Genomic DNA, 9367 nt, shown 5'->3' on the forward strand with positions numbered 1-9367 from the left:
TGTGTGATTTAGGGAACAATGCCGCGTAGCTGTCTGCGCGGCCTATTCACTTCACCATAGGGCGAAACCTAAACACCGGAGGGTTCGCCGTATGGCTCAGGATTATCATCACGGTGTGCGCGTCGTTGAGATCAACGATGGCACCCGCACTATTTCAACAGTAAGCACGGCAATTGTCGGTATGGTCTGTACCGGCGATGATGCAGATGCGTCCGTGTTCCCTCTCAATAAGCCGGTCCTGCTTACCGACGTGCTGACGGCCAGCGGTAAAGCAGGGGAGTCCGGCACGCTTGCCCGTTCGCTGGATGCAATTGCCGACCAGGCTAAACCAGTGACCGTCGTTGTGCGTGTTGCGCAGGGTGAAACAGAAGCGGAGACAACCTCCAACATTATCGGCGGCGTGACAGCTGACGGTAAAAAAACGGGCATGAAAGCGCTGTTAGCGGAAGTTCATGCCCTTCCAGTAAATCACCTTCAGCACGCGGAATTTTTCAACGGCGAACATCGGCGGGGCGACAATCACGAAACACGACAAATCGCCGCTTCGTGCCGGGTCAAAGCCGCCCCAGACTGGCCTGTCTCCAAACGGCCGTTTTGCATCCGGGTTATGATCCTGCCAGGTGTCCACCTCCACGCCGCACGCTTCCAGGTCGGAAAAGCTGAAAACGGAATCTTTGCTGTCCACGAACACGCACATATAAAGCATGTCGAATGTGGCGGTGTTGTAGCGGTTTCGCAGCTTCTCGATGTTGGCCAGGTTGAAGCCGCCCGCAATGGCATCCTCCATCGTGATGATGTAGCGCCACTGGCCATCCGGGCAGAGCCGGCCGCCGTTCCGCATTTCATCAAACAGCGGAAATTTAATGGCCGCGCGTTTCTTGCTGCCCTGTTTCCACTCTTCACCCGTCCAGAACGGGTACGCCTGGTGTGTTTTGGCCGATGGCGTGGAAAAGTAGGTGGTACGCCATTTGTCATGGGTGGCCATCGCGCTGGCCACCTCGTTCAGTTTTGCGAAGTTGGGAACCCAGAAATATTCATCACAGTAAAGATGGCCACTGTATGACTGGGCGGTGTTTTTGTTGGTAGACAGGAATCGCAGCTCTGCGCCGTTGCTTAAGCGGATCGGGTTCCCGGTCAGCGTGATACCAAAATACTGCTCCGCAATGTTGACGATGTAAGACCGGAACACTTCCGCCTGGGCTTTAGACGCGGACAGGAAGATTTGTGGATCGCCCGTCATTACCGCATTTTCGAACGCCTCAAACGCAAAGTACCAGGTTGCACCGATCTGGCGGCTTTTCAGGATGTTCCTGACCAGCTGGCCGATGTTGCGGCGCAGGTGTTTCTGATATTCGAAAAGATGCTCATCCGCCCAGGTGTCAAAATCATCCTGAGTCAGTGACGAAATATCGTTTTTCTTGTACATGCGTTTGCTGCGGGGTTCGTCCTCGCTTTCCCCTCGTGCAGCTGCTTGCCGTTCCCCCTGGCTGCTGGCCAGCTTTTCTTTATGCTTATTGCTCTGGGCACGCAGCTTTGTGGCGTGCGCAATAAGCAAATCCATTTCTTTTAAATCCAGATCCGTTTTATTGTCACGCCCGGCTAACAGCTGGTAACGGCGTTCAATTGCCTCCTCTGTGCTTTCGAAACTGAGCAGGTCAGCCCATTTATATTTTTCCGCCCAGTAGTAAACGATCCGCGCATTCGGCAGATTTAATTCTGATGCAATTTCTTTTGGCGTGTAGCGGCGCAGGTAAAGAGCGCGGACAACGCCTTTTAATTCGTCTGAGTATTTAGCCATAGATTTAATTATGCCGTGGTGCTGATGAAAAAACGGCGGGGTTAATTCGGGGCTGTTCGGTAATGGCTTATAACCGAACTGTTCAGAATAAAGCGTAATGCAGGGATGTGTTTAATTAGCAATAATCAAATCCACAGCAAGGGAAACAGTTAATCGACAGAGGGGGAAATATGTGTCGCATTTAAAAACTGGCTGGCTGTGTGTTGCTACTGAAGGCGATACGGTTGATGGACGTGTGCTGGAACGGCAATGGATTATCGACATGGGGGAAACCTATGACCCAAACCATTACGCAGCCTTACTATGGCCAGAACACGAGCGCTACGCCGGAAACTTTGGAGAAGTGCTGGAAGCGATGTGGCAAGACGGTGATGACGGGCTGGCGCGGCTGTATGTCAGCCTGTGCCCGAATAAGCGCCTGATTTATGCAAACGACGAAGGCCAGTTGCTTTATTTCTCTGTAGAGCCGGAGCTGAACTGGCGCGGAGGGGATCGTACATATCTGAAGGGGCTGGCTGTTACTGACAACCCGGCAAGTGTAGGAACTACACGGCTGCGCTTTAGTCGGCGCAAATTAAACAAACAGGGATATTACAGTTGTGTGATTTCCCGAAACGGTAAAATTACACAGGAAGGAAATATGAAAGGCTGGCAAAAATATTTTGGCTTGAAACCAAAGTTTGAAGAGCAAGACCCGCAGGATAACCCGCCAGCGGATGATGATAAATTACAGGCACTGGCCAGTGCGGTAAACGATCTGGAAGCGCGTGTGGGGGCAATTGAAACTCAGCTTAATTCCGTGCAGGACGATGTTGACACTATTTCTGAAGTAGTGGACACGGAAGAATTTGCCGCTATTCGTGACAATGCAAAAGAGATTGTTACCCGCTTCAATGATTTGGGCAATAAAGGCGGTCAACGCAACCAGCGTCAGGTGCCGTCCAAACCAGGTAAATTCAATTTCCTGTAATTTGCATAAAAGCAAAAAAGTAAAAACAAGTTAAATAATCGCGTAAAGGCGAGGGAGTTTTATGCACCTTAATAACCGTGGGCGGGATTTACTGGATAAATATACGGCTGGAATGGCGCAGCAGTTCGGCGCACGTGATACCAGTCGCTATTTTTCCCTGAATGACCCGCAGGAAAATGCGCTGCGTCTGGCGCTGCTGGAGTCGGTAGAGTTCCTGGACATGCTCACATGCCTGGACGTTGACCAGCTGAGTGGCCAGGTGATCTCTGTTGGTTCATCTGTTCTTCACACCGGGCGTAGTGAGAACGGCCGTTTTGTCCGTCAGGTAGGCGTTGACGGTAATGATTATTCGCTGGTTGAAACGGACAGCTGTGCGGCGTTGCGCTGGGATTTGCTTTCCGTCTGGGCTAATGCTGGCAAAGACGAAAACGAGTTTTACAACCTGGTTCAGGCTTTCACTAACCGCCGGTGACTTTACGAAATATCGTGAAGCACGGTTGAAAGGTGAGGTACGTAACGAAGAAGGCGCGCTAATGTCGCCAGTAAAACCACGCACGGTAAACCTTGAACAGCGTAACTTATCATCAGTTTTTGGCACTCTGAAAAAGCTGGGCCACTGGTCAGCCCCTAACCCACTAGCTGGGCTTCCAACATTCAAAATCGCAGAGGGTGAATTGGCGTTCCTGGCCTCGGACGAAATTAAACGCCTGCTTGATGCCTGCGCTGATTCTCAAAGCCCTAGCCTATTGATGATCGCAAAGGTATGCCTGGCTACCGGCGCGCGGTGGAGTGAAGCCGAAAATCTTCAAGGCCATCAGTTATCAAAATACCGGATCACCTATACCAAAACTAAAGGCAAGAAAAACCGAACTGTACCGATATCTCAGGAGCTGTATGACGAACTCCCCAAAAACAGAGGGAAGCTATTCACACCATGCAGAAAAGCCTTTGAGCGTGCAGTAAAGCGGGCTGGTATCGATCTGCCAGAGGGGCAATGTACCCACGTTTTGCGTCACACGTTTGCTAGCCATTTCATGATGAATGGTGGAAACATATTAATTCTTAAAGAAATTTTGGGGCACGCCGATATTAAGATGACTATGATTTACGCTCATTTTTCTCCAGAGCATCTCGAAGATGCCGTAGCTAAAAACCCTTTAACTACTTTAGGTATATAAAATGACTGCACAAAAGACAAATAACGAAACAATAACTGAATTATTGGAAAAACTATTCTCTGATGATTATTTGAACCCACCATTCGAATTAAAGAAAGATATAGTTCACGATTTCAATGATCGTTGTAATAAATACATTGAAATGATTAAAAAGTACGCCGCCAGCAACAATACAAAATTTCGCATAGATATAGCTTTGGAGCGAATCAATTCGCTAAAAGATGATATTGAAAAATGTTTGAAGCATTTTTTATCTGGCGATGTGAAATCGGCTTATGAGCAGTTTGATGAAACACTGAAGAATGAAAAAGTAAATTCACACATTCAGTATATATCAATACCACTAAAATCGATATGTAATGAAAAACAACCATTGTACCGTGTAAGAAAATCAGACATACCATTAGATAAAAGGAATGAGATCTTTCATATTCCTTTTTCAAAACGGCATCTAGTTAGTGCACAAAGATATTCTATCGCGGGTCTTCCTTGTTTATACCTTGGAACTTCACTATATGTTTGCTGGCAAGAAATGAATAAACCAGACTTTGACAAACTTTATATATCTTCATTTACAACGGAAGATGAAAAATCAAGAGTACTAAATTTTGCACCTAGTTTACTGAACGAAGTATATGAATATGACGAATCACCCACTTCACTAACACAAAAAAAAGGCTCATATCTTCTACTATGGCCATTAATTATCGCATGTAGTTTCATAAAGAAAAACTCCACCTCTCATTTTACGCAGGAATATATAATCCCAAATTTATTAATGCAATGGATTAGTCAACGAATTCAATCTTCAATTGTCGGAATCTCATATTTCTCAACAAGAATGAAAAAAACAAAAGACTCACGACTCTCTATAAATGTAGTATTCCCCCCAAAATCCACTTACAAGCAAACATCAGAAAACGATTATAGTCCCAAACTATCTTCTTTGTTTGATTTTACGCCTCCAGTTTCTTGGCAAGTGTTAAAAACATTAGACTATCAAATTGACGGTAGCAAAACTGATGCTCAACTTGAAGCGATGGAGCATCTCAAATTCAGGGAGAAACGATTTGGAATTACTGATATTGACGAAGATCTTGTGAAACTTTATCCGCTTACTGATTTTTACAAGCTGGAAGTGTGTCTAGATAAAATATTCGATTATGACAAAATCGATGCAACAGCATGACGATAGGTGGCGACATTTTGGCGGCAGTACATTAAAAACGCCTAAAACTGACAAACACGACGCAAGACTAACATACTGTTTTAAAACGTAAAGCATTGTTATTATTGTAGTTGAAATACTATGTAGAAATTTCGGACGCGGGTTCAACTCCCGCCAGCCCCAAAATTCTCCATCGGCGATCACCAGAGTCGACTGATGAAGTCCTGAAAGCCCTGCGGGCTTTTTTGTGCCCCATTCTCACAGTTCCTTCCATCCCTTTGACAGACATCATCCCCCTTCCCCCTTCTCCTGTGCAAAATTACCCACACCACCAAGCGCTACGGAATAGCCGCTCAACCCGGAAGGAACCCCACCATGTACAGACCCATAACCGTTATTATCTTCATTCTCCTGACCCTCGCCGCCCTTGCTGAAATAGGCTTTTTATCCTTTGGATAATCCTCAGGCGAAATATCCCTCAGCAGGGCACATTGATCTCATTACAGTTTTTTCCTAAAGCCATCCCGTTTCGCCTGTGCCATGCTGAATCACGCTCATAACCGATAACGTTAAATGAGGATATTATGAAAAAAACAATTATCGCATTATCTGCCGTTCTGCTGGCTTCCCCAGTATTTGCTGCGACCACACATGCAACTGACGATACCGTCGCTGCGGCGAACGCAAACGCCAACGAGGCGAAGCAAAAACTGCACGAAGAGCAGAACAAAGGTGAAGAGCTGAAGCTGAAACAGAAGCATGCTGCGGAGGGTAAAAGCGAAAGCCTGGGCAGCAAGGTCAGCGAAGATTCCCAGAAAGCCTGGCATAAAACTAAACAAGGCACCGAGAAAGGGTGGGATGCCACCAAAGAAGGCGCTGAGAAAGGCTGGAACAAAACCAAAGAAGGTGCCAGCGAGCTGGAAAAGAAAGTCACTGAGTAACCCCTTCGAAAGGCCGCGCAAGCGGCCTTTTTTATTCCCCGCAGCTCTGCGTTCTCAAGGCTACACTTGTCACCAGGCCCGGTTATCGCGCTCCGGTTGAAATAACGTCAACAAAGCCGAATAGATCCCGGGGGTGACGCGTTTACTCCCTGCCCCCCTAAAGAGATCCTGAGATGCTTCGACGCCTGGTGATAGTGCTTGTTTTGATTTGTCCGTGGGCGACGGCTGCCCCGAAGAGCTACATAATTGACGCCAATAACACCGCCATTCGGCTGTCGTGGCATGCCTTCGGCGGCATCCTCTCCTGGGCGACGTTCAGCGGCGTGACGGGCGCCGTGACGCTCAACCCGGAAAACGACGTCGACGACCATATTCACGTCACTATTCCCGTAGCGACTCTCGTAGCCTCAAACAAGCTGCTCACCTGGCAGCTGAAAAGCGATATGTTTTTTGAATCCGAGCGCTACCCGACGATCGAGTTCATCAGCTCTCGCGTGGTCGCCCAGGGCGACGGGCGGTTCAGGGTGTTCGGCACGCTGACCGTACGAAACATCGCCCGCCCGGTGATCCTGGAGGCTGTCGTGAAAGACCCGCAAGCGCAGGCCCTCACGCTGGATGCCACGACGGCGATCTCGCGCGCGGCCTACGGGATGGATAAGTTTGCGCTGGTCGTGGACGATCGTATTGCCATCGCTATTGCCATTCAGACGAACGACGTGCCGTCATCCTGAGATGAGGCGCTGTAGCTGCTCCGCGTTTCCCCGCAGGTGAGACGGCGGGTTGCGGCCAATCAGGACGAACTGGTAGCCCGCCTCCTGCCACCACGCCAAGTTCATGCCGTGCCGCTGCTCCTGGCGCAGAGAGGCCATAGTCTTCTCATCTACAGGAGAGACACAGAGCGCCATCGGGCCGTAGTCGGCGTTGATCCAGGCAATCTGCGCGATCGAGGTGGTTTCATAGCGCAGCATTCGCACCATTTTCAGCTCTGCCCCCTGCAGGACAAGCTGCGACATGTGCAGCTTGATGCCGATGTCCTGCGCGGCTCGTTCCAGCCCGCGCTGCAGGACCGGCGTTGCGCTGTCCATATCCAGCAGCGTCTCAACGCTGTACAGGGACATATATTGCGCTTCGAGGTCGCGAATATGGGCGTTCTCATCCGCTGGCGCGGAAGCGGGCCGCAGCAGGTAGCCCAGCCCGGATCCGACCATCAAAAAACTGACCGACGCGGCGATCAGCGCCCGCCTGCTGACGCCAGCCGGCGTGGAGGATTGTGGATCGGGAAGGGCCTCCAGACGCGCCTGCATTGTCTCCAGAGGTGCCTCATCCAGCAGGGGGGCAAACGCCCCGGCGAAATCCTGGCTGCTTTTCATCAGTTCGTTGGTTCGCCCGGAGAGGCGTTCGTCACTTTTCAACTGTTCTTCAAATTGCTGCGCGTCGACGCGGCACATCTCGCCATCTATCCATGCCACGATAGCGTCGTCGTTATAGGGCGGTGCAAAACGGTGCGAGTTCAAGAGCGTTTCTCCTTTGCCGGAGGCAATGCGTCAGCGGACCTGGCAAGCCGAGCCCGCGCCGTCGCCAGCCGACTCATCACGGTACCGACAGGCACCGCCAGCGTGACCGCCGCCTCGTGGTAGGTAAAGCCTTCGACATAAACCAAAAATACCGCGTTGCGCTGGGCTTCAGGCAGCGCGTTAACGCGCTGCATCACCTTCAGATAATGCAGACGCGTCTCATCCTGTTCGCGGGTATCCGGCGCCAGAAGCTCGTCGCTGGCCACAAATCCCTGCCCCTGACGCACGTATCGGGCCCGAAGCTCAGAGATCCAGATGGAGTGAAGTATCGCGAACAGCCACCTGTCGATGCGCGTGCCCGGCGTATACTGGCTGCTCCTTTCAAGCGCACGCACGCAGGTGGACTGAACCAGCTCTTCGGCGATATCCCTGTTTCGCGACAGCACCAGCCCATAGCGCCAGAGGCGCGGCAGGTGTGCGGCTAACTGTTGACGAACCTCACTGGTAGCGATGTGTTTTCCCTCCACGAGAAAATCAGGATTCCGGATGCCCGTTGATGGCGGCCTGCAGGTCACGGTACTCCTCGCAGGACTGGCCACAAATACCGGCAATCACCTTCAGCTGTTCTTTCGCGAGGTCAGGACGTCCTTTTACCATCCACGCTTCACCGAGGTATTCCCGGGCTTTGGCATAATCCGGTGCGATAGCCAGCGCGCGCTGGTAGTAACCAATCCCTTCGTCCGTGCGGCCAAGCTTGCGCGTGGCGAACCCGCGATAGTTCCACGCTTCAGCCGTATTGCCATTTTTCAGCGAATCAAGCAGGTTCAGCGCCGCCTGGTACTCGCCTTTCTTCGCGAGATGGTACGCATAGTTGGTTTTGTCCTGGTCGCTGAGGCTGCTGCTTTTGTCCGGCACGCATTTCTGGGTGGCGCTGTCATACACCTGTCCGGAAGGACAATCGGGCGTTTTGCTCTCGGTACTATTATTGCCCATTGCCAGCGCCAAGGGGGACAGCAGGGAAAAAATCAGCACCGGGATCAAACGAAACGAGATCGTGTTCATATAAAGCTCCAGGGTAAGAAGGAAGTGACGTCAGTAAACGCCCGACTGACGATTTTTATTCATTCTCCCCGTGAATTTTTTGCTGTCGCAAAATCATGCTGACGTCGAAGCACCAATGGAAATAAATCAGGTTATTTTACCCTTTACTTAACGCTATTATTTTCGCGTGATAGCAGAGTTTTAAGCCTGCATAAGAATATATTTTATTGTGTGAGTGACATAATATATCTTATATCAAAAACGTTACCCTAACTTAAATGCATATTAAGCGCACTTAAACAATAACGTTTTATATTATATTAAAAATGTCCCCTACCAATTATCATACTGCGTAAATCATATTCAGAATCAACGTCACAGGTTAAAACTAAAATGATATAAAACAAAAGGTTGAGCCAAGTAAATTATTAACCACCCCAATACATTAATGCCCTCTTCATTGTTTTGGCACTTATTTACGAAAGCTTAATTTGCACAACCTTCGTTTTCTGTCTATATCATTTTTATATTCTAAAAAATAATTCCTCTATTAATTACAGGGTTTTACACGATACAAAACACCCATAAAAATTGTTCACTTTTATAAGTCATTAGATTCGCTCTGATGTTGCCACTCTGAATTCTGGCGGGCATCGTGCGCGCTAAAAACAACGGTCAGTGCTGCGTAATAACAGCGACTGCGCCGGGGGCGCCCTTTACCTTCTGCAGAGATGGCTCGTCTTGCTCGCCGTTCATG

General features: G+C 49.6%; 7 protein-coding genes and 4 pseudogenes. 7 read left to right on the top strand and 4 right to left on the bottom strand.

All coding sequences use genetic code 11. The features are described from left to right. Positions 1 to 91 precede the first annotated feature (91 nt). Positions 92 to 445, top strand: a pseudogene (locus tag NI40_RS23210) (phage tail protein); the annotation flags it as partial. Here NI40_RS23210 and NI40_RS17025 read toward each other — a convergent pair. Then, positions 443 to 1798 (bottom strand): annotated as a pseudogene (locus NI40_RS17025) (terminase large subunit domain-containing protein); the annotation flags it as partial. The pseudogenes NI40_RS23210 and NI40_RS17025 sit on opposite strands and share 3 nt — an antisense overlap. Before the next feature lie 172 nt (positions 1799 to 1970). On the opposite strand from NI40_RS17025, the gene NI40_RS17030 reads away from it, so the two are divergent. From NI40_RS17030 to NI40_RS17055, 6 genes and pseudogenes are all read left to right on the top strand, one after another. Continuing rightward, a complete protein-coding gene (locus NI40_RS17030) occupies positions 1971 to 2768 on the top strand; it encodes a GPO family capsid scaffolding protein (RefSeq protein ID WP_039263446.1) in 798 nt (265 codons plus the stop codon). Positions 2769 to 2829: 61 nt separating this feature from the next. Continuing rightward, positions 2830 to 3234: pseudogene (locus NI40_RS17035) on the top strand (P2 family phage major capsid protein); the annotation flags it as partial. Beyond that, positions 3227 to 3946, top strand: a pseudogene (locus NI40_RS17040) (phage integrase); the annotation flags it as partial. The pseudogenes NI40_RS17035 and NI40_RS17040, both read left to right, overlap by 8 nt. A gap of 1 nt (position 3947) precedes the next feature. Beyond that, on the top strand, positions 3948 to 5135 hold the full coding sequence (locus NI40_RS17045; protein ID WP_039263445.1) for a hypothetical protein: 1188 nt from the start codon (positions 3948 to 3950) through the stop codon (positions 5133 to 5135). A 563-nt stretch (positions 5136 to 5698) separates the two neighbouring features. Next, positions 5699 to 6055 carry a hypothetical protein gene (locus NI40_RS17050; protein WP_029740047.1) on the top strand — a complete coding sequence of 119 codons (357 nt, stop codon included), beginning with the start codon at positions 5699 to 5701 and terminating at the stop codon, positions 6053 to 6055. A 173-nt stretch (positions 6056 to 6228) separates the two neighbouring features. Further along, on the top strand, positions 6229 to 6786 hold the full coding sequence (locus NI40_RS17055; RefSeq protein WP_039263443.1) for a YceI family protein: 558 nt from the start codon (positions 6229 to 6231) through the stop codon (positions 6784 to 6786). On the opposite strand, the gene NI40_RS17060 is transcribed toward NI40_RS17055, so the two are convergent. Genes NI40_RS17060 through NI40_RS17070 form a run of 3 tightly spaced genes read right to left on the bottom strand, consistent with a single transcriptional unit; the run spans position 6778 to position 8631 of the window. Beyond that, positions 6778 to 7569 (bottom strand): anti-sigma factor family protein, encoded by a 792-nt coding sequence (locus tag NI40_RS17060; protein WP_039263442.1) that lies wholly within the window; start codon positions 7567 to 7569, stop codon positions 6778 to 6780. The genes NI40_RS17055 and NI40_RS17060 overlap by 9 nt on opposite strands. Continuing rightward, positions 7566 to 8096: an RNA polymerase sigma factor gene (locus tag NI40_RS17065; RefSeq protein ID WP_080338169.1), complete on the bottom strand. Its 531-nt coding sequence runs from the start codon at positions 8094 to 8096 to the stop codon at positions 7566 to 7568. The genes NI40_RS17060 and NI40_RS17065 overlap by 4 nt, the downstream gene beginning before the upstream one ends. A 7-nt stretch (positions 8097 to 8103) precedes the next feature. Then, a complete protein-coding gene (locus tag NI40_RS17070; RefSeq protein WP_033146334.1) occupies positions 8104 to 8631 on the bottom strand; it encodes a tetratricopeptide repeat protein in 528 nt (175 codons plus the stop codon). Positions 8632 to 9367: the final 736 nt, after the last annotated feature.

This window comes from Enterobacter sp. E20, assembly GCF_000801755.2.
Classification (GTDB): domain Bacteria; phylum Pseudomonadota; class Gammaproteobacteria; order Enterobacterales; family Enterobacteriaceae; genus Enterobacter; species Enterobacter asburiae_B.

What these genes read in the sequence shown, in the direction of transcription:
- NI40_RS17045 (WP_039263445.1), top strand. Translation starts at nt 3,948, where the DNA reads ATGACTGCACAAAAGACAAATAACGAAACAATAACTGAATTATTGGAA.
- NI40_RS17050 (WP_029740047.1), top strand. Translation starts at nt 5,699, where the DNA reads ATGAAAAAAACAATTATCGCATTATCTGCCGTTCTGCTGGCTTCCCCA.
- NI40_RS17055 (WP_039263443.1), top strand. Translation starts at nt 6,229, where the DNA reads ATGCTTCGACGCCTGGTGATAGTGCTTGTTTTGATTTGTCCGTGGGCG.
- NI40_RS17070 (WP_033146334.1), bottom strand. Translation starts at nt 8,631, where the DNA reads ATGAACACGATCTCGTTTCGTTTGATCCCGGTGCTGATTTTTTCCCTG.